Source organism: Enterococcus sp. DIV1059_2 (genome assembly GCF_051713685.1).
In the GTDB taxonomy this organism is placed as follows: Bacteria; Bacillota; Bacilli; order Lactobacillales; family Enterococcaceae; genus Enterococcus_D; species Enterococcus_D casseliflavus.
Genome location: NZ_JBIOQK010000001.1, coordinates 3540821 through 3562720 on the forward strand (window position 1 = coordinate 3540821; position 21900 = coordinate 3562720).

Annotated in this window: 24 protein-coding genes; 4 read left to right on the plus strand and 20 right to left on the minus strand. The window is 46.1% G+C overall.

The features are described from left to right. Nucleotides 1-366, minus strand: a complete 366-nt coding sequence (locus tag IGI72_RS16840; protein ID WP_271813943.1) for a hypothetical protein — start codon at nucleotides 364-366, stop codon at nucleotides 1-3. A gap of 162 nt (nucleotides 367-528) precedes the next feature. Between IGI72_RS16840 and IGI72_RS16845 the strand changes: the two genes are divergently transcribed. Beyond that, the gene (locus IGI72_RS16845; RefSeq protein ID WP_015510522.1) at nucleotides 529-861 is read left to right on the plus strand and encodes a helix-turn-helix domain-containing protein; all 333 of its coding nucleotides are present in this window, start codon (nucleotides 529-531) and stop codon (nucleotides 859-861) included. 5 nt (nucleotides 862-866) lie between these two features. Then, nucleotides 867-1343 (plus strand): ImmA/IrrE family metallo-endopeptidase, encoded by a 477-nt coding sequence (locus tag IGI72_RS16850; RefSeq protein ID WP_034858679.1) that lies wholly within the window; start codon nucleotides 867-869, stop codon nucleotides 1341-1343. 69 nt (nucleotides 1344-1412) lie between these two features. On the opposite strand, the gene IGI72_RS16855 is transcribed toward IGI72_RS16850, so the two are convergent. The 5 genes from IGI72_RS16855 to IGI72_RS16875 form a co-directional block, all read right to left on the minus strand. After that, a complete protein-coding gene (locus IGI72_RS16855) occupies nucleotides 1413-2225 on the minus strand; it encodes a metallophosphoesterase family protein (RefSeq protein WP_438754857.1) in 813 nt (270 codons plus the stop codon). Nucleotides 2226-2229: 4 nt separating this feature from the next. Next, a complete protein-coding gene (gene phnE / locus IGI72_RS16860; RefSeq protein WP_438754859.1) occupies nucleotides 2230-3012 on the minus strand; it encodes a phosphonate ABC transporter, permease protein PhnE in 783 nt (260 codons plus the stop codon). Continuing rightward, nucleotides 3009-3788, minus strand: a complete 780-nt coding sequence (gene phnE, locus IGI72_RS16865) for a phosphonate ABC transporter, permease protein PhnE (RefSeq protein WP_010748971.1) — start codon at nucleotides 3786-3788, stop codon at nucleotides 3009-3011. The genes phnE (IGI72_RS16860) and phnE (IGI72_RS16865) overlap by 4 nt, the downstream gene beginning before the upstream one ends. After that, entirely contained in the window at nucleotides 3760-4551 is a 792-nt protein-coding gene (gene phnC, locus IGI72_RS16870; protein WP_010748970.1) for a phosphonate ABC transporter ATP-binding protein, read from the minus strand. The genes phnE (IGI72_RS16865) and phnC overlap by 29 nt, the downstream gene beginning before the upstream one ends. 160 nt (nucleotides 4552-4711) lie before the next feature. Next, the gene (locus IGI72_RS16875; RefSeq protein WP_005230658.1) at nucleotides 4712-5644 is read right to left on the minus strand and encodes a phosphate/phosphite/phosphonate ABC transporter substrate-binding protein; all 933 of its coding nucleotides are present in this window, start codon (nucleotides 5642-5644) and stop codon (nucleotides 4712-4714) included. A gap of 196 nt (nucleotides 5645-5840) precedes the next feature. Between IGI72_RS16875 and IGI72_RS16880 the strand changes: the two genes are divergently transcribed. Next, complete coding sequence (locus IGI72_RS16880; protein WP_201705461.1) at nucleotides 5841-6512, plus strand: cyclic nucleotide-binding domain-containing protein; 672 nt, start codon at nucleotides 5841-5843, stop codon at nucleotides 6510-6512. A gap of 187 nt (nucleotides 6513-6699) precedes the next feature. On the opposite strand, the gene IGI72_RS16885 is transcribed toward IGI72_RS16880, so the two are convergent. From IGI72_RS16885 to IGI72_RS16915, 7 genes are all read right to left on the minus strand, one after another. Beyond that, nucleotides 6700-8571, minus strand: coding sequence for a beta-glucoside-specific PTS transporter subunit IIABC (locus IGI72_RS16885; RefSeq protein ID WP_438754862.1), 1872 nt, complete (start codon nucleotides 8569-8571; stop codon nucleotides 6700-6702). A 138-nt stretch (nucleotides 8572-8709) separates the two neighbouring features. Continuing rightward, a complete protein-coding gene (gene licT, locus IGI72_RS16890) occupies nucleotides 8710-9552 on the minus strand; it encodes a BglG family transcription antiterminator LicT (RefSeq protein WP_016608476.1) in 843 nt (280 codons plus the stop codon). 278 nt (nucleotides 9553-9830) lie between these two features. Then, entirely contained in the window at nucleotides 9831-10736 is a 906-nt protein-coding gene (gene rarD, locus IGI72_RS16895) for an EamA family transporter RarD (protein WP_213357419.1), read from the minus strand. A 156-nt stretch (nucleotides 10737-10892) separates the two neighbouring features. Then, nucleotides 10893-12329, minus strand: coding sequence for an MDR family MFS transporter (locus IGI72_RS16900; protein WP_438754864.1), 1437 nt, complete (start codon nucleotides 12327-12329; stop codon nucleotides 10893-10895). Next, entirely contained in the window at nucleotides 12326-12766 is a 441-nt protein-coding gene (locus tag IGI72_RS16905) for a MarR family winged helix-turn-helix transcriptional regulator (RefSeq protein WP_005230651.1), read from the minus strand. The genes IGI72_RS16900 and IGI72_RS16905 overlap by 4 nt, the downstream gene beginning before the upstream one ends. A gap of 150 nt (nucleotides 12767-12916) precedes the next feature. Then, on the minus strand, nucleotides 12917-13903 hold the full coding sequence (locus IGI72_RS16910) for a tRNA dihydrouridine synthase (protein WP_015510528.1): 987 nt from the start codon (nucleotides 13901-13903) through the stop codon (nucleotides 12917-12919). 147 nt (nucleotides 13904-14050) lie between these two features. Then, nucleotides 14051-14611: a TIGR00730 family Rossman fold protein gene (locus IGI72_RS16915; protein WP_438754866.1), complete on the minus strand. Its 561-nt coding sequence runs from the start codon at nucleotides 14609-14611 to the stop codon at nucleotides 14051-14053. An 87-nt stretch (nucleotides 14612-14698) separates the two neighbouring features. On the opposite strand from IGI72_RS16915, the gene IGI72_RS16920 reads away from it, so the two are divergent. Continuing rightward, nucleotides 14699-15040: a MazG nucleotide pyrophosphohydrolase domain-containing protein gene (locus IGI72_RS16920; RefSeq protein WP_438755118.1), complete on the plus strand. Its 342-nt coding sequence runs from the start codon at nucleotides 14699-14701 to the stop codon at nucleotides 15038-15040. Between the two features lie 149 nt (nucleotides 15041-15189). On the opposite strand, the gene IGI72_RS16925 is transcribed toward IGI72_RS16920, so the two are convergent. The 7 genes from IGI72_RS16925 to ribD all read right to left on the minus strand — a co-directional run bounded on the left by IGI72_RS16925 (nucleotide 15190) and on the right by ribD (nucleotide 21862). Next, nucleotides 15190-16203 carry an ABC transporter substrate-binding protein gene (locus tag IGI72_RS16925; RefSeq protein WP_284591977.1) on the minus strand — a complete coding sequence of 338 codons (1014 nt, stop codon included), beginning with the start codon at nucleotides 16201-16203 and terminating at the stop codon, nucleotides 15190-15192. After that, nucleotides 16196-16978 (minus strand): ABC transporter ATP-binding protein, encoded by a 783-nt coding sequence (locus IGI72_RS16930; RefSeq protein ID WP_010748955.1) that lies wholly within the window; start codon nucleotides 16976-16978, stop codon nucleotides 16196-16198. Before IGI72_RS16930 ends, IGI72_RS16925 begins: the two co-directional genes overlap by 8 nt. 4 nt (nucleotides 16979-16982) lie before the next feature. Next, the gene (locus IGI72_RS16935; protein ID WP_005233272.1) at nucleotides 16983-18056 is read right to left on the minus strand and encodes a FecCD family ABC transporter permease; all 1074 of its coding nucleotides are present in this window, start codon (nucleotides 18054-18056) and stop codon (nucleotides 16983-16985) included. 473 nt (nucleotides 18057-18529) lie between these two features. Next, a complete protein-coding gene (gene ribH / locus IGI72_RS16940) occupies nucleotides 18530-19003 on the minus strand; it encodes a 6,7-dimethyl-8-ribityllumazine synthase (RefSeq protein ID WP_061053393.1) in 474 nt (157 codons plus the stop codon). A gap of 21 nt (nucleotides 19004-19024) precedes the next feature. Continuing rightward, nucleotides 19025-20236, minus strand: coding sequence for a 3,4-dihydroxy-2-butanone-4-phosphate synthase (gene ribB / locus IGI72_RS16945; RefSeq protein WP_438754869.1), 1212 nt, complete (start codon nucleotides 20234-20236; stop codon nucleotides 19025-19027). Then, a complete protein-coding gene (locus IGI72_RS16950) occupies nucleotides 20214-20801 on the minus strand; it encodes a riboflavin synthase (RefSeq protein ID WP_005230617.1) in 588 nt (195 codons plus the stop codon). Before IGI72_RS16950 ends, ribB begins: the two co-directional genes overlap by 23 nt. Next, the gene (gene ribD, locus IGI72_RS16955; RefSeq protein WP_311953646.1) at nucleotides 20786-21862 is read right to left on the minus strand and encodes a bifunctional diaminohydroxyphosphoribosylaminopyrimidine deaminase/5-amino-6-(5-phosphoribosylamino)uracil reductase RibD; all 1077 of its coding nucleotides are present in this window, start codon (nucleotides 21860-21862) and stop codon (nucleotides 20786-20788) included. Before ribD ends, IGI72_RS16950 begins: the two co-directional genes overlap by 16 nt. Nucleotides 21863-21900: the final 38 nt, after the last annotated feature.

Here is a 21900-nt window from a genome sequence, read left to right on the forward strand (position 1 = left end):
TTAGCCAATGGCTGAATGTTGCTTCTCTTCACGCGTGCCAGGCACTTGATTTACTCGCTGTAATTCTTTCAGCACCTGATTTTCTGCCCGCAAAAAATCCCGTTCGCTTTGGGCAGTAGCAAGCTTTCCTTGATAAACTAAGACTTCTTCTTGGTAGGTTTTAGTGGTCTTTTGGACTTCTTCTTCTAACTGATCGATTTTATGGGTCAATTCTTGATTGATCTGTTCATATTTTAGGTAAAGTTTCTGGGCATTTTCGATATTCGTTTGTTCCAAATTCGCTTTGCTGGATACTCGGGTAGCCAAATAAGTAAGTACACCAGTAATGAGTGACGGCAAGACAACTGTTACGATCGATGTATCCATGATCCTCCCCCATTCTTTTGATACGATTCATATCATCTGTTTCCAGTATAAAAGATACGATTCGTATCGTCAACTAATGTGATATTTTTTATATCAAATAATACAAAAATAGATACAAATTATATCTAACGTGCTATACTACAAAAAAGGAGGCGATCACTCATGCTTGGCGAACGGCTAAGAACACTCAGACTACGAACCAATCAAACCCAACAGCAGATCGCAGATCAGCTGGGAATCACCCGCGCAGCGTATTCTCATTTCGAAAATGATCGTAACGAACCCGATGGCGAGACCATCGTCAAACTCGCGGAGATTTTTCAAGTATCCACCGATTTTTTATTAGGCAGACAAGTCCCGGCAGGCTTTACGCAGCCCTCTGCAAAAGTTCAAACCGTTGCGGCCCATATTGATGATGACGTCACCGATGAGCAGATGGAAGATATCCTCAGCTATATTGAATTTATAAAACAGCGGCACGCCCAAAAGGAATGATGGAAATGGATAAAGTAGAAGAACTGATGGCCGCCTACCCAGACTTGCACTTTATTTTCGATAAAAATATGCCTGATGGTCAGCAAGGATTGTACATCGATCACCATATTTACTTGAACCCTGACCAGTCACAAGAAGACCTCTTGAGCACCATCGGTGAAGAAATCGGTCATTATCTGACCAGTGCTGGCGACATTACCGCCCAAGATACCAACGAAAAACGCAAACAAGAACGCAAAGCCCGCGACATTGGTTCTGCGATCGTGGTCACGCCCTATGATATCATCGCTTGTTTTGAAGAAGGATGCAAAACATTGGCGGCATGCGCTGATTTTTTAGGGGTTCCCCCACAAACCTTCAAAGACGCGGTCACGTATTATGCCCGACGTTTTGACGGTATCAAAACCGAAGAAAATTATACCTTGTTTTTTCATATCGACGGCACGATTGAAGTTGTCAAAACCTTTGGCAATCAAGGCTAAGCCTTTTTCACACAAAAACAGACGTTCCTTTTCTGCTGCTAAAGGCAGCGTTGACGGAACGTCTGTTTTTTATCCTTGCATGTTGACCCGCATCAATACACGGTTCGGTCGATAGTTTTCTGAGGATTGATGAACCAATACACCTTCCTCGAAACGATACAAATTGTATCCATAGCGTTCTTCAAAACGGACCATCCCATCGCCTTCATCTTCCCCGACAAACGACATACTTGCCACAGTATAGTAAGGAATCCCTGCGATCGTTCCCGTAAACGCATGATGGGTATGTCCACTGAGAATACAAGAGATTTGATACTGCTGCAATAATGCCACCAAACGATTGGCACCGGCCCATGCCGGCGTGCTTGCTTGGTCGGGCAACAAATGATGGTGTGTCACAAAAACGATCTTTTTCTCTTTGAGCTGCGCCAGCGTGGCTTGCAGCCATTCAAACTGTCGCTCATCTACGATACCGTCGGCATAGCCATAGCAGGAATTATCGAAAGTCACGATCGCCAATGTCTCCGTTTCATAGACTTGATTAAAAGGTGTATCACTGGCGGTTTCTACTGACTTGCCTTGCCAGCCTTGGCGAAAATGCCGTTTGATATCATGATTACCTAGCGTTACTACGATGGGTACTGAGCCAAAGGCTTTTTCTAAATATTGCTTCAAAGAGGCATAATCGGCAGGCGCGCCATCTTCGGTCAAATCGCCGCTGATCACCACCAAATCGATCGCCGCTCGCGCCTTGGCATCTTGGATACACTCTTCAAGAGGAATCAAGGGATTTTGCATGGCTGCCAGCATTCCTTGATACCCTTCTTCACAAGGCAGGTAACTTTCTCGAAAATGGATATCTGATATATGCAATACATTCATAGGTTTATCTCAATTTCTTTCTGATGATTCCAGTCAACTGGTCTAATAAGAAGACGGTCACAACGACGCCCAACAAAATAATACTTACCTTGCTCCAGGTTCTGGTTTGAATAGCAAAAATCAATGGTGCACCGATCCCGCCAGCACCGACTAACCCTAATGTTGCCGCACTGCGGACCGCAATTTCAAAATGATTCAATGCAAAGGAACTATAGATGGGTGCTAAGTATGGGACCCGCACGAAAAACATCGTCTGCCAAAAGTTGGCACCGACTGCTTGCATCTCTTCCGTCAAGCGCTCATCCATGGCTTCCATTTCTTCGGTAAACAACTTGCCCAGCATACCGATCTGGTGGACACCGATCGCCATAACTCCAGCAAAAGGTCCTGGACCTACCACACGGACAAAAATAATCGCATAAACCAGCTCGGGAAATGCCCGCAAGATATTGCAGATCATTTTGCCGATTTTTGCGACCCAGGGTGTCGAGGCCCATAGGTTGGCGGCACTCAGCAAGGTCACTGGAATCGCGCAGACTGTTGCGATCATCGTTCCTAGACAAGCGATCCCGATCGTCAGTAACAACAAGCTCCACAGATCTTCCCCACTGCCGTCATAAAAGAAGGACCAGTCTGGCTGACTCAGCCCTTGCAAGACATCTCTTCCCATCGCTAAGGAAAAGGTGCTTAATCCAGAATAATCCAGCGTCGCAGCAGATAAAACTAGTAAGACAGCAAAGAGCCCCCATAACAGCCAAGTCGTTTTCTTCACTTCTCTGATCATCATAGGAAAGACCTCCTTACCCGCTCACTGAGAAAATCAACGATCGCTACCGTCAGCAAAATCGTCAAGATAATGATCGAGACCCGCTCATAATTCAACAATGCCAATGAGGCGTTCAAGATGACCCCGATCCCGCCGGCACCCACATACCCTAACACCGTCGAAGCTCGAACATTGACTTCAAAGGCATAAAAAGTATAGCTGGCAAACTGGCTGATGACTTGGGGAATGATCGCCCAAACGGTCACTTGAAATTTATTCGCTCCTACCGCTGCTGCTGCTTCGATCGGCGCAAAATCAATGGTTTCGATCGCTTGGAACATCAGCTGTGAAACCATACCAAAGGTAAAGACCGCGATGGTCAAAACACCAGTGGCTTCACCGATCCCAAAAATCGCTACGAACAATGCCGCCAACAATAGATTGGGGATCGTCCGCACCAGCCCTAAGAGAAAACGCATTGGCACCGAGACCCAACGGCTTTCTGTCACGACTGTTGTCGCCAACAGACTCACCGGTATCGCTGCGACTACTCCTAAAACGGTGCCTAAAAAGGACATCTGCAATGTCTTGATCAAGGGCATCATCAGTTGCGGTAGATAACTAAAGTCTGGGTGCAAAAAGCGAGCCATGAAAGCCGTCATCTGGCTGCGATTCGACCACACTTGTGCAAAATCAGCCCCTGTGATCCAGGCACTACTTTGAAAAAAGAGCAGCAATAAAAGAACCAGCAGCAGGTGTTTGTACCAATTAAAATGAACTGTTTCTTTCAGTTTCATCGATTTCTCCTGCCTTTTCTTCAAAAATTGCTTTGCCATAGATTTGTTCTAAACGCTGATCTGTCAAAGCGGCTGCGTTGCCGTCAAAAACGATCGCACCTGCTTTTAAGGCAATGATCCTTGTCGCATACTGACGAGCCAAGGGAATCGAATGCAGATTGATGACAATCGTTTTGCCCATTTCTTGATTGATCTTCTTCAGATCCTCCATCACTTTCTCTGTCGTGATGGGATCTAGTGATGCCACAGGTTCATCTGCTAAAATCACCGGCGCTTGTTGGACCAAGGCACGGGCGATGGATACCCGCTGCTGTTGCCCCCCACTCAACTGGTCACTTCTCGTTTGCAGTTTGTCTGACAAGCCGACCGTCGCTAGCGCTTCTTTCGTTCTTTCGTAGTCTTCTTTCGTAAACAACCCTAAAATACTTTTCCAGGTCCCGTAATACCCCAAACGCCCAGACAAAACATTTTTTTGAACGGTACTGCGTTTGACCAAATTGAAGCTTTGCGAGATCAATCCGATTTGTCGACGAATCAAGCGCAATTCCTTTTTATTGGCTTTCGTGACTGATTTGCCGTCTATCCGGATATCTCCTTCTGTGATTGGCACTAAGCGATTGATTGAGCGTAAAAAGGTACTCTTACCAGCACCGCTCAAGCCAATGATGGCCACAAATTCACCTTGCTCAATCGTCACATCTATGTTCTGTAATCCTTTGACCCCATTTGGGTAGACTTTGGATACATTCTCAAAAGTTATCATCTGTTTTCTCCATTATGTAGGGACCGCGGCAAAGTTTCCCCAATCGGTCACGGTCTATTTCACTAAAAAATGCACTGGTACTGCGTATTCCACCTATTCCCCTAGTAAATCGCTGCACATCTCCGTGTCCCGTTATCCTTCTACCGCAATCCCTGATTTTTTACTCTGCTGCTCGTTGTGTATAATCGCGAATGGTATCGTAAGCAGAATCTGCTGCTTCTTCATACCCTTGGTGTCCCCACAAGCTCATTGCTTCGGCACCCTCTTCATCATCTGCCATGTTCAAGAACACTTCTTTGATCTGCTCTTTTAGTTCAGCATCCATTGATGGTTGGACGGCAATGGCGTCATTTGGAATATCCCCTTCAGTCAAGTAAAGGACTTTTAGGTCTTTGAATAAATCGTTGTCTGGAAAGCTTGATGCAAAGACATTTCGTGCCCCTTGGAACACAAAGGCGGCGTCCATCTGACCATTCAAGACTGCAGTGATCTCACTTGGAATATCATTCACCGTCGTTAATGTAGCATCCGTCGTTGGATCAACTCCTGCATCTTTCAACTCGGCAACTGGGTAAATATAGCCGCTGGCAGAGTTTGGACTCAATGTGGCGATTTTTTTCCCTTTTAAGTCCGTCAATTCTGTCATGTCGCTATCCGCACGGACCAAGATTTCCCCTTTGAAGGTATTGGTTTTTTCCCCTTCTAATGGCAAGCCCGTCTCTGGATCATAAGCACCTAATTGAGAAGTCAAAATCGCTTCAGCTGCATCCATGTCTTTGGCTTGAACATAAGCGGCTGGCGGCATGATCCCTAAATCAACTTGTCCAGAAGCCATCGCTTCTACGATCGTCGAATAATCCGTTGCTAACGTTACTTCTACTTCACGGTCTAATTTTTTTGATAAATACTCAGCAAACGGTTTTGCTTTGGCTTGCATCGAGCCGTCATTATTGGTCGGTACGAATTGTACCACCAGCTTTTCTTTTTCGGCTGCGGCACTGCTGTCGCTGCTGCTGCTCCCATTCCCACAGCCGGTCAATGCGGCAACTAACGCAATTCCTAACATTCCTTTAACAATTCGTTTCAATGGCATTTTTTCTCCTCCTAATGGTTTGACGCTTTCTTACATTCAAATCATACCAAGTATCCCGTCAAAATGAAGTGACACATGTCCTATTTTACCTTATTTTTACATACAATTTACATTAGATTTTATTTATCGTTCGTGTTGAGTCGAAAGGGGAACTAAGCTATACTTAAAGAAAACCATTCAGGAGTGGCTGATTTCCATGAAAAAAATCGATGATACCGCACGCCTCAGTAATTACATTGACACCTTCGATCTGCAATCTTATATGGACAATGATTTGTTAGCGATGGCCACTTTGCATTCCTTTGAAAAAGAAGAGCACCTGATTCGAACGGGTACGCCTTCTGAATACTTGTATTTTCTCGTAGAAGGAACCGTGATGGTCTATTCCTTCTCTTCGGATACCCAAACGATTTGTATTGATTACGCCAAGCCAGCTGCACCTTTAGGAGAAGCTTCCTCTTTATGGGAACTCTTGCCGAAAAGCAGTGTCAAAGCCGCTTCTGCTTGCGTCTGTGTCTGCATCCCTTTGAATCGCTACCGCAACACCTTGCAACAAGACGTCCGCTTTTTGCAAACCATCTGTCAGTTGCTCAGTTCCCGCTTAAATTCGGGGATCAACTTAGCGAATTCATTGACGGAACCTGTAGAGACACGGTTGGCCAAATTTATTCTTGCGCATCAAGAAAATCAACACTTTTCCTTTCAGTTGACCACCTGTGCCGCAATCTTGAATGTCAGCTATCGCCACCTGCTGCGAACCTTTACCAGCTTTCGGGAAGACAAGCTGATCGAAAAACAAAAACAGGGCTATGCAATTCTCGATTTCCCCGCTTTAGAGTCGCTTGCCGAAAATTTAAGCCATGTGTAAGGAACAGTCCCCAAGAATGTTCGGGTTTTCCCTGAGTAGGCGTTCCTGATGTTGGTCTTGCCCTTAACTCGCGCTGTGACAAGCGTTTGCCACCAAATAAGGCAAGCGAGAAGGGCAACTGCGCCTTATTTTCTTACAAAAAACCCGGTCCTTGCTGATATTCAGTCGAGGATCGGGTTTCTTTTGCTTATTTTACGATGGCTAAGAAGTCTTCTCCTTGCAAGACATCGGTTTGGTTCATATCCATCACATCTAAATATTGCGGGGTGTTCGTCACAACGATCGGTGTGATCGTGGATAAGCCAGCTGCTTTGATCGTATCTAGATCAAACTTCACTAACAAATCGCCGCGTTTGACTTGATCGTCTTGTTTAACAAAGACCTCAAAGCCTTTGCCGTCTAGTTCCACAGTATCCATACCAATATGCATCAGAACTTCGGCTCCATCCGTGGTGGTCAAACCAACGGCATGGCCAGTAGGAAAGAGCGTCGTGATGGTGCCATCTGCTGGCGCATATAAAGCCCCGACGGTCGGTTCGATAGCGATACCTTTTCCTAATGCACCAGAAGAAAAGACTTGGTCTTTGACTTCTGCTAAGGGAACCACTTTGCCTTCTAACGGACTGCTGAGGATCACTCGTTCTTTAGACGAACTCTCTGTGGGGGCTGCTGGCTCTTTTGCTGGTGCTACACTGGCATCAGTTGCTGGCTGATCTTCAAAACGTAAGAAGAAGGTCAAGACAAACGCTGCGCCAAAAGCGATAGCCGTGCCGATCGAAGCTGCGATCAGACCACTTAAATCTTTCGTATCTTGTGGGATAAAGGACGGCAGACTTAGTAAGCTGACTAACCCAAAGGTATAATTTTCGACTTGGCTGAAGCCAATGAAAGCACCACCGAGGGCACCACTGATACACGCGGCGATAAATGGTTTTTTCAATGGCAAAGTCACCCCATACACCGTCGGTTCTGTGATACCAAAAATTGAGGTGATCGTTGAAGAAAGGGCCAAGCCTTTCAATTTCACATTTTTTGTCATAAAGAATACTGCTAGCGCTGCACCCCCTTGAGAAAGGACAGCTGGCAACAGCATTGGTACCATGGTATCGACACCGGTTTGGCTGAGATTCAACATGATGATCGGTACAAAGCCCCAGTGCATGCCAAACATCACAAAGACTTGCCATAAACCACCCATGACAGCGCCAGCGATCAGTGGGCTGAAGTGGTAAATGCTGTCATAGGCACTACCTAACAAGTTTCCTAAAATCGTTCCTAGTGGACCGACGACAATAAAGGTCAATGGCGCCATGATCAAGAAGACCGCTAAAGGCACACAGATGATCTGTAAGAAGCTAGGAATGACTTTTTTAAAGAAACGCTCCACATAGCTTTGTAAAAAGACCGCTAATATAATCGGAATGACGGAAGACGTATAAGCACTCGCACCAATAATGACCGGAAGGCCTAAGAAACTCAACGTTTGCCCAGCCAAAGCGGTGATGTCTGGATGAACCAACGCCATCGCTAAGGAAACCGCTAGAAATTCATTGGTACGAAACTTCTTCGCTGCAGTAAAAGCCAACATCACTGGTAAATAGGTAAATAACCCATCGGCAATCGCATACAATACGGTGTAGACCCCAGAATCAGCTGCCAGCCAATTCAAGGTGACTGCCAGCGTCAAGAATCCTTTTAAGACCCCGGCACCTGCCATTGCGCCTAAAAACGGCGTAAAGATCGACGAAATAATATCCACCAGTTGATTCAACAAATTGCCTCTATCGCCTTTGCTGTCTGCTTCGCCATCAAAGTTCGCTACTCCATTCAATTCACGGTAAACGTCACTGACATGACTGCCGATCACCACTTGGTATTGTCCGCCGCTTTGAACGACTTGGATCACATCGTCGTCTTGATTCAAGCGTGCCGTATCCGCTTTGTTCTCATCTTTTAATTTGAAACGCAAGCGGGTCGCACAATGCACCACGCTGTTGACATTTTCTTTGCCGCCCACCGCATCAAGGACGCGAACGGCAATTTCTTTATTTGAACTCATTTTTTCAACACTCCTTTTTTTTATAAAAAAACCCAGATTGAAAAAACGACCGTCTAACGAGTTTTTTCCTCGCTGACTGTTGTCTTTTCAATCTGGGTATTGCCTGCCTGACAGTAACAATCCGTTAATGATTGAATGTTAATTGGTTTGATCATTGACGACACGTTCGATGTGGATCGTTAAGTAGATCATTTCTGATTCACCGATCGATTTGTCGTAGGTTTTGATCAAGTACTCGTTGATCCGTTGGACCGTTTGAAACGCTTTAGGGTACTTCGATTGCACAAGGGCAAATAAAAACTCATCTTTTTCCCCTGAAAGTTCATCGCTTAAATAACGCTGCGCAAAATACTGCAAATGCGTGGTGATCCGTTGATAATTCAAAGAATCTGGGTTAAAGACTCGTCCATAAAAGCGACTGATGATCGCCAGTACGTCACGTACGATTTCTACCGCTTGCATCGTGGTTTCCATCGTGCCATTGGCTTGTTCGCTATTGACGATATGAAAGGCGATAAAGCCGATCTCCGATTCTGGCAATGTAATCCCGAAGACTTTTTCAAAATAAGCAACGGCATCTGCTGCAACCGCATACTCTTTCGGATAAAACTTGCGGGTCTCAAACAACAATGGATTCGGCAGCTCAATGCCTTCTCGTGCCCGAACCAGCGCATAATGGATATGGTCGGTCAGGGTCAAATAAATATTTGGCGACAGCTCGATCCCCAAGGATGCTTCCGCATCATCCACCACTTGCTTGACGGCTTCGACTTCTTCCACAGGAATGTCTGAAAACAATTGCTGAAACTGATTTGCAGTAAAGGTATCCTTTAACACAAATTCTTTTTCGACAAAGGCTTCATCCACTGGATCGCCGACTTTTTTCTTAAACGCAATGCCGCGACCCATATAGATCACTTCCTGACCGGCATCATTGGTCGAGATGACGACATTATTATTTAAAATTTTTCCAATAATCATCGCTTTCCCTCACTCCAAAATAAAAAAACCTAGAATCTCCCCGTTAGCGCGCTGCGGTCAATTCTGGTTTTGCCTGCCGAACAGTAACAATCCTTGTAACTGAAAGAATAATAACACACCCCTGTGGCAGATGCAACCCTTTTCAAACAAAATTTCTACAACGGGTTTTTCCTTTGTTATACCATTGAAGCGTTCTCCTTGCAACATCCTTCACTACCTAAAATGATTTGTTTTTTAATAAAAAAAGGAACGGCCCAGCTGCAGCCATTCCTGATGTATCAAAGTTGCTTTCTTTGCTGTCCCATGCGCCGCTCTTTCATCGCCGTCCCTAGCGTACCATAGGTGAAGACCGCGATCCCCAGCCAAATAAACGCAAAGGCGGAAAATTGGGCCAGTGAATAGGTTTCGTGAAACAAAAAGATGGCTAACAAAAGCATGATCGTCGGGTTGACGTATTGAATAAACCCAAGCGTAATGTAAGAAACATTTTTCGCAGCTTCCGCAAACAGCAGCAGCGGAATAGCCGTCACGATCCCAGCACCCACCAATAAGAGATTGGTTTGCAAGGGATAATTCATAAAGCCGACGGTTGAAAATCCTAAAATATACACGAGGGCAAAGGGGAAAATCACCATCGTTTCGATCGTTAACCCAGTAACCGAACTAATGGGGATTCTTTTTTTGATCAAGCCATACGTACTAAAGGAAAAGGCCATGATCAGTGAGGCATAAGGAATCGTTCCTGTTTGGATCGATAATAAGATCACCCCGATACTTGCCAGCAGACACGCCAGCATGCCAGTACGACTAAGACGTTCCTTCAAAAAAACGGTCGCTAACAAGACATTGACAAGCGGATTGATATAATAGCCTAAGCTGGCTTGCATCACGTGGCCCGCACTCACCGCGAAGATAAAGGTGAACCAGTTGATGGAGATCAGCACAGAAGCTAAAACGATCAGTCCAGCAAATGCTTTGTTCTTCCATAGTAGACGCGCTTCTTGTAAAAATTGCGTTTTCTTCCCAGAAAGCACGATAAACAACACCATAAAAACAAAGGACCACACGATTCGGTAGCACATCGTTGCTAATGGCGAAACCCCAACGATTATTTTCCAATATAGTGTGACCAAGCCCCACAAGACATAGGCAGACAACCCAAAATAAACGCCTTTATTCTTCATTTTCTCCCTGATTTTTTTCCATTAAAACAAGTCTTTAATGAAAAAAAATACTCCTCCTAAACCATAAGTTATCTTATTATATCGAATTTTTTGGTTTTTCATAGAGTTTCATGAAATAAATCAAGAAAAGCACCCTTCAAAGAAAGGTGCCCCTCTTTATTCCAGTGGTTCTTCTGCCCCTTCTAGCCAAACGGCTTCTGGCTTCTGATCACGAATCAAGAATAGCCCCGTTGCAAACAGCAGTCCAGAAGCGATCGTCATCAATAAGAAAGAAACATTCATCCCATGAAGCAGTGCACTTGTTCCTGTTAAGGTCGTGCTTTTTTGCGCCACACTATTCATGATCCCGACAAATAATGCTGTCCCGATGGCGCCTGCCACCGTTCGCAAAGAAGTCAATAACGCTGTTCCATGCGCCGTCAGTTGCGGCGGAATATTTTTATTTCCCCACGTCACGAAGGGCATCAACAAACAGCCTGTGGCGGCACAGCGCAGCATGTTCAAAACCACTGCTACCCAAATACCCGTGTGCATATGGATAAAATACATGCCGATGTTGCTCAAGACCAGTGAGCCGCCGCCAAAAAGCGTCAACAGACGGATGCCGACTTTGTCATAGATTCGCCCAGCCACGGGACTTAAGAAAGCCGAGACCAGAGAGCCTGGCAAAACGACTAATCCCGAGATCGTCGCTGATTTGCCTAAAATCGACTGCACGTATAGCGGCATCAGCATCGCCGAACCCATCAAGACCAAGTAAAGCATGATACTGCCAAAGACACTGATGGCATACTCTTTTGTTTTTAAGACCCGCAGATCCAAAAATGGAGTTTCCGCTCTTAACTGACGGAAGACAAAGAAGATCCCTGCTACCAAACCGAGCCCTAAGGTTCCTAAAACGGGTAAGCTGAAAAAGCCATAGCTGCCGATATTGCCAAAACCTAAAGTAATCCCACCAAAGGCGAAGGCACTCAAAACAAAAGAGGTCTGATCAAATTTGCTGTTGTTTACTGGCAACACATCATCAAAAACCTTTATGGCCCAAATCAGTGAAATCAAAACAATCACGGCAACGATATAAAAAATCGCATGCCAGTTCAAGCGGTCCACGATCACCCCAGCAAGAGTCGGTGCAATCACAGGCGCCGCGGTGATCGATAGTCCATACCAGCCCATCACGACACCGATACGATTGATCGGATAGATCGATAAGAGGATCACTTGCGCTATTGCGGTCAAGATTCCATTGCCTACGGCCTGCAAAATACGAGCAAGCATCATGACTAGAAAATTGGGCGCTGCAGCACAAAGCAGCAAGCCCACCAACGCAATTCCTAAGGCAGCGAGATACAGCTTTTTGGTTGGCACACGATTCATAAGATATGCCGTCAAGGGCATAACGATCGCCATCGCCAAGGAATAACCGCTAGTCAGCCATTGTCCCGTAGTGACGGAAATCTGCAGGTCAGTGACGATGGCGGGTAAAGCCGTCGTCAAGGCGGTCGCCAACATGGATACGGCAATACATGTAATCATTAAATTAATAAAAATCAGCGTCCGCTGACGTTCCGTTCGTTGGACTGTTTCACTCAATCAACGTCCGCCTCCTTCTCAAGATAAAACTGTTCGATTTTTGCTAAGGCTTGACCAAAGGCTTGTTTTTCTTCTGCCGTCAAATAGGTCAGCATTTCTTGGTGCGCCTTGCTGCGTTTTTCTTTCATTCGCTGTGCCTCTTCTTTGCCTGCTTCCGTCAGCGAAATCAGATGGCTGCGTTTATCTTTCGGATCGACTTCTTTTTGGATCAGCCCTTTTTCAGCCAGTTTCTTTAGTAGTTCGCCAGTGGATGTCGAACGGATCGCTAAATACGCGGCGAGATCTTTTTGGGTCAACGTCCCTTTTTCGTCCAATACCAGTAGGCAATTGAACTGTCCCCGACCTGGCATAAAACGCCCATATTTTTGTTCCGCATACCGCCGATTTAATTTATACACTTCAAACAATCGTTCCACGATTTCTTGTTCGGAAACCATCGACCTTCAGCTCCTTTCGCCTCTTCACTATTTAGATAGGTACCTAGTTAAAAGTCCGCTCTCCATTTTACATAGGTACCTATCTATTGTCAAGAAAGGATTGACAATGAGAGCGGGTACAGCAACCAAAAACAAAAAAAGCATTGAAACTTACGCTTCAATACTTTCCTCGTGGTTCTTTTTCTCAGCAAACTCTGCCAGCAGTTGCCGAACTTCATCCGTTGATTTCGTATTCATCAATTTTGCCCGCAAATCACTGGCTCCAGGGAAGCCTTTGACATAGATTTTAAAGAAACGATGCAATCCTGCGATCGAGCGCGGCACCATTTTGGCGTAATGGTCCTGCAAGTCTAATTGCAGCTGCAACAAGCCTAATAGCTCTTCTGAGGTATGCTCTTTCGGTTCTTTTTCAAAGGCATAGGGATTCTTGAAAATACCCCGACCGATCATGATTCCGTCCACGCCATATTTTTCTGCTAGCTCTAAACCTTTGGTACGATCAGGGATATCGCCGTTGATCGTCAGCTTCGTTTGTGGGGCGATTCTATCCCGCAAGGCAACCACTTCAGGAATCAATTCCCAATGGGCGTCGACCTTGCTCATTTCTTTGCGGGTTCGCAAATGGATCGAAAGGTTGGCGATATCCTGTTGCAGGACATGGGTCAACCAGGCTTCCATTTCTCCTAGTTCGGTATAGCCCAAACGAGTCTTGACACTGACCGGCAGACCGCCAGCTTTGGCTGCTTGGATCAGCTCAGCAGCAACGTCTGGTCGCAAGATCAAGCCGCTGCCTTTGCCTCGTCCGGCAACGTTTGGCACTGGGCAGCCCATATTTAAGTCGATCCCTTTAAAGCCCATCTCCGCTAAGCCGATACTCATCTCACGGAAATACTCTGGCTTGTCGCCCCAAATGTGGGCCACCATCGGTTGCTCATCTTCGGTGAAGACTAAACGTCCTCGCACACTGTCGCGTCCTTCTGGATGGCAGTAACTATCGGAGTTGGTAAATTCCGTAAAGAAAACATCTGGTGCGCCGGCAGCTTGAACGACATGTCGAAAAACGACATCGGTGACATCTTCCATTGGTGCTAGGATAAAAAAAGGCTTCGGCAATTCAGCCCAAAAATTTGTTGTCATGATTTACGCTCCATTTCTTTGTCCAAGGATCTTCTTTTATGACCCCCACTTGCAAAACAAACCCCATTATACTAAGAATGCGTCAAAGAAGCAAAAGAGCAAGACGACACCCGCCGGTGCTTCGCCTTGCTCTTTTGCAACAGACGCTTAATACTGCCGAATAACTGGTGGTTCGTAGGCTTGAATAAAGGCTTCAAGTTCAATCGTTGTTTGCGCAAAGCCGATTTTTTCGCGATCGGCTTGCGTCAAGAACTCATTTTCCACCATATTGTCATACAAAGCTCTTGTTGCGCGGTAAAAGTTGTTCACATCATAAAAAGCACACGGATTCGGGTTTTGACCGATTCTTGACCATGAGATCATCTCCGTGATTTCTTCCAGCGTACCAGGACCGCCTGGCAGTGCGACAAAAACCTGCGACAATTCGAACATTTTCCGTTTTCTTTCTGACATCGTCTCGACGACATGGAGTTCGGTCAATCCAGGATGTGCTAGTTCCCGATCTTTCAAAAAGGTTGGGATCACCCCGATCACCTGACCGCCATTTTCTAAGACAGCATCTGCCAATACGCCCATCAAGCCTGCTTTTCCGCCACCATAAACTAGCGTATTTTTCCGTGAAGCGATCCACTGCCCCAATTCTTGAGCGGCTGTTGCAAAACTAGGTTCATTACCGACACTGGCACCACAATAGACTGCAATTTTCATAAAACTCTCCATCATCCTTCTCAATCATTTTGAAATAGTATATCATGATTCTGATAAAGGTTCTGGGAAAGGATGGAAAAAAAATTTATGAACATTGAGGAGTATCAACGATTTATCAGTGACTTCTACAAAGCCCGCAATTGGTATCAGTACGATCCGTTTATTCGGGCGAATTTTTTAGCAGAGGAAGTTGGGGAAGTGAGCCGTGCCATTCGGACATTGGAGATCGGTCGTGACCGTCCCGATGAACAAGAAGGCTTGCCAGAAGAAAAACTGGCAAACCTGACGGAAGAATTGGGCGATGTACTGGATAACTTATTTATTCTCGCTAATAAATACGATATTTCTCTAGAGACGATCATGCAAAAACACAAAGAGAAGCTATTGTCTCGCTATCAAATGGACCATATGACAGAAAAAAACAGCTAACGGGGTACTTGTTGCGGAACGGGCAGCGGCAAAGGTTGCTTTTCCCAAATACAAAAAACCAACGTTTCTGTGGTCAATTGGCCAGTGAAACGTTGGTTTTCTTCTATTATATAAAAAGTTGGTTCTCCTTTTTATGCAATAGGAGGTGCTTATTGTGCCATTTGCTCTACCAGTTCTTCCAATCCAGTCAAGGCTTGGTAGCCGTAGCCAAAGAGATAATTGTAGTCCATGCTGTAGACTTGTTTGTTTTTGATGGCTTTCATGCTGGAGAGTTTGTCATTTTTGTACAAGCCTTCAATGATTTCTTGACCAGAAACACTGCCTTCGATCGTTGACCAGTCGCCGACGATCAAGACATCGGGATCCGTTTCGATCAAGGTTTCGACACTGACTTCTCCTGAATAGTCTTGAAACACATTGTTCAGTTTGATCATATCAAAGTTGCTGTTGAAAAAAGACTCGTCTTGAGCGGCATAGACACTGACCACACTTGGATCAGACATAAAGAGATGGGCAAAGGTTTGCTCTTCTTTGTCTGCTACTTTTTCTTCCAAGGCACTCTGGCGATCCTTTAATTCTTTTTCAAAAGTAGCGGCTGCCTCAGGGACATTGAAGAGCTTGCCAAGGTTTTCAATGTCTTGATAAACGGAATCAAATGTCGCCCCAGTGACAGAGGTTTCTTGGACGTAAGTCGGAATACCCATCTCGTTCAAGGAATCAACGGTGCCGACGCCCCAATCTTGGTTATCGAAAAGTCCCCCGCGACCAAAAATCAAATCTGGATCCACACTTAGCGCCGTTTCTTTACTGATATAGTCACTGCCAAGGTCGTTTAGTTCTGCATAATCAGCAGCAACTTCCTCATCGGCGGCACCAAAGGTTGCACCGACACCCGCAATCTGATCCTTGAGGCCGAGATGCAGCAGCAATTCCGCTGCTGGTCGTGTGTTGGCTACGACTTTTTTCGGTGCCTCATTAAAGGTTTGGTCCTTGGCAGTCCACTGCGTACCGCCTTCTGCTTTGGTGTAGTTGCTGATGGTTAAGGGATACGTACTTTCTGCCTGTGAGGAAGAAGCCGAAGTTCCTTCATCCTTCGTATTGCCGCAAGCGCTTAATGTAAAGACTGCCAATCCTATCCCAATCATTTTTCCCCATTTATTCATCTGTTTGCTCCTTTTCAAAATAATAATGAAACCCTAATCCGCCTGTGATCGGATGATGGTAAATACTGCATTTCACGCCATAGATCTCTTCGATCAGTTCTTCTGTCAGCAGCGTTTCTGGTTCGCCATACCCTACGACCCGACCATCTTTTAAGGCATAGATGATGTCGCAATAGTTGGCTGCTTGTTCCAAATTGTGCAGCGCCGCCAACAAGCCAATCTTCAGATGCTTGACGGTCTCTAAGATTTCCAGTTGATATCGGATATCCAAATGATTGGTCGGCTCATCGAGAATCATAAATTTCGGTTCTTGGGTGATGGCACGAGCAAGGACGACCCGCTGTTTTTCGCCTCCTGATAATGAGAGGTAGCTGCGTTTTCTGTAGGCACTTAACCCTGTTTTGGCTAAGGCTTCAGTGACCAGCTCATGATCGGCTTTGGTGTCTTGTTCCAACAAACCCTTGTGGGGCGTGCGGCCTAAAAGCACCATCTGTTCTACTGTTAAATCAAAGCTCAACTCATTGAACTGACTGACGACGCTGACTTGCTGGGCGACTTTTTTTTCGGAACTTTTCAAAATATTCATCTCACCCAAATAAATGTCGCCGCTGTCAGGTTTCAACGTTTTGTAGATAGCTTTTAACAATGTAGATTTGCCGCTGCCGTTGGAACCAATCAAGCCGACAAATTGCCCCTGTGCGGTTTGGACGGAGATGTCTTTTAGTATCTGCTGATCCCCGATCGTCAGATTGAGCTTTTCAACTGCTAATTTCATTCCGTCACCCCCCAAAGTTGTATTGCCGTTTGACAATGATATAGATAAAGATCGGTGCGCCAATCAGCGCTGTAATGATCCCGATCGGCAGTTCGACTCCTTGCAGGGTCGAGCGGGCGATCACATCCGCCCAAATCAAAAACAACGCGCCTGTCAAAGCGGTCAAAGGCATCAACAGGCGATGATCCGACCCGCTGACTCCACGTACGATATGAGGAATGATCAAGCCGACAAAGCCGATCATACCAGAATTCGCAACGATGATACTGGTTAATAGCGCTGCTAGCAGCATGTAAAAACGACGATAGAAGGTCAGCTTGACCCCTAAGGTGGAGGCAACTTCATCTCCCAGCAAAAGCGTATTCAAAACACGGTATTGCGTCAGGAAGAACAGCGTGATCAAAGAAACCAGAACCACGATAAAGCCCAATTTGTTCCAAGAAGCCGAGGCTAAGCTGCCCATCGACCAAAACGCCACAGTCTTCATCCCTTCTGCATTGCTAGCCAGATAGATGATCAAGTTTGAAACAGAGCTGCATAAGGCACTGACGATCGTCCCCGACAGCACAAGTTTTGTGGAAGTCATTTTCCCACCGATACTGGCAAGCAGCAGCACCAAAATAGTGGCAATCCCCGCTCCTGCAAAGGCACCAAACGATAAGCCCAGTTGTAAGACTAGCGCCGAGCCGCCAAAACCGACTAAGATGGCGAAGGTCGCCCCTAAGGATGCGCCAGAAGAGATTCCTAAGATATAGGGATCTGCCAGCGGATTTTGGACCACCGCTTGCATCACTGCCCCGCTGATCGCTAACCCCATGCCTACAAAAATAGAGAGCAAGACCCGGGGTGCCCGAACAAACCAGACGATATTGATGTTTGCGTCTGAAATGCCTGAAAGATCACCAACCAATCCATGGCTGATTTTATAGAAGAGAATTTGGTAAACTTCGCCAAGGGTGATATTGGCTTGACCGTTTGCCAAAGCAACTCCTGCAGATAAGAGAATGGCGACAACTAAAACACAGCAAATGATTGTCGAAACCATCCAACGATTTGATTTAATCAACCCTACCGACATGTGATTCTCCTTTATTCAGCACGACTCCCTCCTGATTTCACAGCAAAAACAACCTTGACTGTTGCCTCGCCGTCATCATAAAAGAAGCATCTGTGCGTTTTTTCGCTTATAACAGTTCTTCTCATGAAAAGCGCCAAAGCCATGTGCTGCTTTGACATCTATTTGCAAATGAGAATCACTCTCAATGAATAGAGTCATTATAAGGAACCTTTTGTGAAATGTAAATAATTTTCTGAAAATTTCCTTAAATAAGAGTTATTCTAATGTTCGTGATTGATTGGGCGTTTTCCTCTCCATTGACCTATCGAAAACACGGTACCCGTGAAGAAGCGAATCCTTTGGCATAATAATCAAGTGTTTTTTTTATGATGAAAAAAAGACAGACTTCATTTTGTACGAAGTCTGTCTCCAGTCTGATGCCTATGCTCAGGCAGGCTTGTTCTTGCTAGCTTCCCTTTGTTCGAACGTGAAACCTATGCGTTGCCAAGGATTTGCTGATTCAACGAAATCATCTCCAAAAGACCTTGAGCGGCTTCGCTGCCTTTGTTGCCAGCTTTGGTTCCCGCCCGTTCAATGGCTTGTTCGATCGTTTCAGTCGTCAACACACCAAACATGATCGGAATGTCGGCATTCAGACCAATTTGGGCTACGCCTTTCGCCACTTCATTTGAGATCAATTCATAGTGGGTCGTTGCTCCGCGAATCAAGGCACCTAATGTCACGATCCCATCGTATTGTTTGTGGTCAACGATTTTTTTGGTAATATACGGAATCTCATAAGCCCCTGGAACCCAATACACATCGATGTTTTCTGCTTTGACTCCATGACGCACCAAATTGTCTTTGGCGCCTTCCACTAACTTGGAAGTGATAAACTCGTTGAATCGTGAGACCACGATCCCTACTTTGACTGCCTCTCCCTGAAACGTTCCTTCAAATACTGTCATCGCTCATTCTCCTTTGGTTGATTAAATAGATAGGTAATGGTGAAACTTTTCTTTCTTCGTTTTCAAATAGCTGCTGTTTTCTTTATGCGCAGGCATCTCCAGCGGTACTCGTTCTGCTACCTTAATCCCTAAGCTTTCTAATTCCTTCACTTTGTCAGGGTTGTTGGTCATCAATTGAATCTCCTGCACTTCTAAGGAACGTAAAACATCAGCGGCAAACGTGTAATGACGGGCATCTGCTGCAAACCCTAATGCAATATTTGCTTCATAAGTATCCATGCCTTGTTCCTGCAGCTGATAGGCACGGAGCTTGTTCCGCAAGCCAATACCGCGGCCTTCTTGGCGTAGATACAAAATCGCACCGCGGCCTTTTGCTTCGATCTGCCGCATCGCTTCTTGCAGCTGTTCGCCGCAATCACAGCGATGAGAGCCGAAGACGTCGCCTGTTAAACACTCTGAATGGATCCGTAGTAACAGCGGCTCGGCAGTATGTTGAATCTCGCCTTTGGCTAGTAAAAGGTGTTCATTGCCGAACTCATCTTCAAATAAGGACAATTGGAACGCCCCATAAGCCGTTGGCAGATCCACCGTGATAGGCGTGGTTCCTCGTAGATATTCCGCCAACTCATCAATGGTCAAAAACGGCAGCTGCCATTTTTCTGCTAATTTTTTCAATTCTGGGACCCGAGCCATCGTGCCATCTTCATTTAAAATCTCACAAATGTAGGCTGCTTCCACGCTGCCAGCAAGCTTTGCTAAATCCACAGCCGCTTCTGTATGTCCTCTGCGTTCCAACACGCCGCCAGGTTGAGCGGTCAAAGGGAAGATATGACCAGGGCGATAAAAATCCGCAGCTTGTGACGCTGGATCAGCCAATTTTTCAATCGTCACTGCCCGGTCTTTCGCAGAAATTCCCGTACTCGTCGTCACGTGATCGACACTGATGGTAAATGCGGTGCCAAAGGCATCCGTATTATTGGCGGTCATCTCAGGCAATGCCAGCTTTTCAGCGATCGCTTGTGAGATGGGTGCACAGATTAAGCCGCGGCCATAAGTCGCCATAAAATTGACAGATTCTGGCGTTGCGTATTCAGCGATCCCAATCAAATCTCCTTCTGATTCCCGATTTTCATCATCGGCGACAATCACTAAGCCGCCTTTTTTTAACCATTCCACTGCTTGTTCTACTTTATGCATCGTCTGCCTTCTTTCATTTTCGTTGGTATTTGACATATTTCCCGATCATATCCGTCTCGATATTGACCCACTCCCCTTGTTTCAACTGCCCCAGCGTCGTCTGGTCTTTGGAATGGGGGATCAAGCTAACGGAAAATGCCTGTGCCGTCGTCTGGGTAACCGTCAAACTGACGCCATTGATCGCAATCGACCCTTGCGGAATGATTTCCCCTTGCACACTGACAGGATAAGCAAACGTCAAGATCAAGGCATTTTCCAACTGCTTTTTCTGGATCAAACGGGTCGTTACATCAATGTGGCCTGCGACAAAGTGGCCTTCAAAACGCTGCGTCGCTGCCATCGCTCGCTCCAAATTGACTTCGGCACCCACCGAGAGTTGTTTAAAGGTGGTTCGTTGAAAGGTTTCTGGCATGATATCCACCGTAAACGTCGTCGCTTGTTTGGCGATCGCCGTCAAACACGTCCCGTTGATCGCCATACTGTCTCCGATCTGGTAATCCGCCAGTAATCCTTCGGACGCACTGCAAGTTAGCTGGATCGTGCGGCTTTGCTTGCGGATCTCTTTGATGCGGCCTTTTTCCTGAATCAATCCTGTGAACATTCCTCTGGTCTCCTTCCTCGGATGCAAACATCTTCCCCAACTGCAGTCACCGTCACCTCTGTTAGCTGCTGCAGCTGTTTCGGGGTACGCTCACTGGTAAAACTTGCGAGACTATTGCCCCCAAGAAACTTTGGCGCCACATAGGTAATGCTTTCTTGCCACAGTCCGCTGGCTAAAAAGGCATCATGGATCGCAGCGCCTCCTTCTACGTAAAGCGATTGGACCTGTCGTTCGGCAAGCTCCTTCAGCAATGAAACAATTGTCAACTCTTCCAGCTGGATCACTGACACATGAGCTGGCAAATCACTGACAGTTGTCTGCTGCGTAAAAATCCACACAGGTGCCGAATCATCGGCAAACAGTGCCAAATGGGGTTGCGACAGCGTTCGCCCCCGACGGTCTAACACGATGCGAATCGGCGGAAAGCTGGTTTCAACCGTGGTCAATAACGTGGGATCATCCGTCAACACCGTCTGACTGCCCACTAAGATTCCTTGATAGTCTCCACGTTCTTGATGGACGTTTTGCCAAACCGCTGAACCAGTGATCGCACTGCGGGTTAACGCATCATGAGCGATCCGGCCATCTAAAGTGATCGCTTGCTTCAACGCCACGTAAGGTCGCTGATGCTGATGGTAAAAATTATAGTGTGGATTCAAACGGCGCACCGCTGTTTCTTCGATGCCCACCAACACGTCGATGCCCTGTTCTTCTAAAAAGCGCTTGCCTTGTCCAGCCACGATCGGGTTAGGGTCTAACTGGCCGATGACTACCTTTTTGATGCCGCTGTCGATGATCAGCTGGGTGCAAGGCGGCTGTTTTCCTTGATGGTTGCAAGGTTCTAACGTCACGTATAAAGTCGAATTGATTAGGTCTTCGGAGGAATGGCATTGTTCGATGGCGTTTCGTTCCGCATGGGGCTGCCCATAGACTAAGTGAGCCCCTTTAGCAATGACCCGTTGCTCTTTGACGATCACAGCGCCCACTAGCGGATTGGTAAAGGTTTGGTAACGCCCTTTTTTGGCTTCTGCGATCGCCAAACGCATGTATTCGTTATGCATCTTCCTTCCTCCTTTCAATAAAAAAATGCCTCGTGAGA

Bases quoted from the DNA above. Each gene is read 5' to 3' on its own strand.
- IGI72_RS16875 (WP_005230658.1), bottom strand. From the start codon at position 5,644: ATGCCATTGAAACGAATTGTTAAAGGAATGTTAGGAATTGCGTTAGTT.
- ribB (WP_438754869.1), bottom strand. From the start codon at position 20,236: ATGTCAAATACCAACGAAAATGAAAGAAGGCAGACGATGCATAAAGTA.
- IGI72_RS16930 (WP_010748955.1), bottom strand. From the start codon at position 16,978: ATGAAATTAGCAGTTGAAAAGCTCAATCTGACGATCGGGGATCAGCAG.
- licT (WP_016608476.1), bottom strand. From the start codon at position 9,552: ATGATTATTGGAAAAATTTTAAATAATAATGTCGTCATCTCGACCAAT.
- IGI72_RS16915 (WP_438754866.1), bottom strand. From the start codon at position 14,611: ATGAAAATTGCAGTCTATTGTGGTGCCAGTGTCGGTAATGAACCTAGT.
- IGI72_RS16905 (WP_005230651.1), bottom strand. From the start codon at position 12,766: ATGGTTTCCGAACAAGAAATCGTGGAACGATTGTTTGAAGTGTATAAA.
- IGI72_RS16935 (WP_005233272.1), bottom strand. From the start codon at position 18,056: ATGTCGGTAGGGTTGATTAAATCAAATCGTTGGATGGTTTCGACAATC.
- phnE (WP_438754859.1), bottom strand. From the start codon at position 3,012: ATGATGATCAGAGAAGTGAAGAAAACGACTTGGCTGTTATGGGGGCTC.
- IGI72_RS16885 (WP_438754862.1), bottom strand. From the start codon at position 8,571: ATGAGTTCAAATAAAGAAATTGCCGTTCGCGTCCTTGATGCGGTGGGC.
- IGI72_RS16850 (WP_034858679.1), top strand. From the start codon at position 867: ATGGATAAAGTAGAAGAACTGATGGCCGCCTACCCAGACTTGCACTTT.
- IGI72_RS16920 (WP_438755118.1), top strand. From the start codon at position 14,699: ATGAACATTGAGGAGTATCAACGATTTATCAGTGACTTCTACAAAGCC.
- ribD (WP_311953646.1), bottom strand. From the start codon at position 21,862: ATGCATAACGAATACATGCGTTTGGCGATCGCAGAAGCCAAAAAAGGG.
- IGI72_RS16845 (WP_015510522.1), top strand. From the start codon at position 529: ATGCTTGGCGAACGGCTAAGAACACTCAGACTACGAACCAATCAAACC.
- phnC (WP_010748970.1), bottom strand. From the start codon at position 4,551: ATGATAACTTTTGAGAATGTATCCAAAGTCTACCCAAATGGGGTCAAA.
- IGI72_RS16910 (WP_015510528.1), bottom strand. From the start codon at position 13,903: ATGACAACAAATTTTTGGGCTGAATTGCCGAAGCCTTTTTTTATCCTA.
- IGI72_RS16880 (WP_201705461.1), top strand. From the start codon at position 5,841: ATGAAAAAAATCGATGATACCGCACGCCTCAGTAATTACATTGACACC.
- phnE (WP_010748971.1), bottom strand. From the start codon at position 3,788: ATGAAACTGAAAGAAACAGTTCATTTTAATTGGTACAAACACCTGCTG.
- IGI72_RS16855 (WP_438754857.1), bottom strand. From the start codon at position 2,225: ATGAATGTATTGCATATATCAGATATCCATTTTCGAGAAAGTTACCTG.
- rarD (WP_213357419.1), bottom strand. From the start codon at position 10,736: ATGAAGAATAAAGGCGTTTATTTTGGGTTGTCTGCCTATGTCTTGTGG.
- ribH (WP_061053393.1), bottom strand. From the start codon at position 19,003: ATGACAGTATTTGAAGGAACGTTTCAGGGAGAGGCAGTCAAAGTAGGG.
- IGI72_RS16840 (WP_271813943.1), bottom strand. From the start codon at position 366: ATGGATACATCGATCGTAACAGTTGTCTTGCCGTCACTCATTACTGGT.
- IGI72_RS16950 (WP_005230617.1), bottom strand. From the start codon at position 20,801: ATGTTCACAGGATTGATTCAGGAAAAAGGCCGCATCAAAGAGATCCGC.
- IGI72_RS16925 (WP_284591977.1), bottom strand. From the start codon at position 16,203: ATGAATAAATGGGGAAAAATGATTGGGATAGGATTGGCAGTCTTTACA.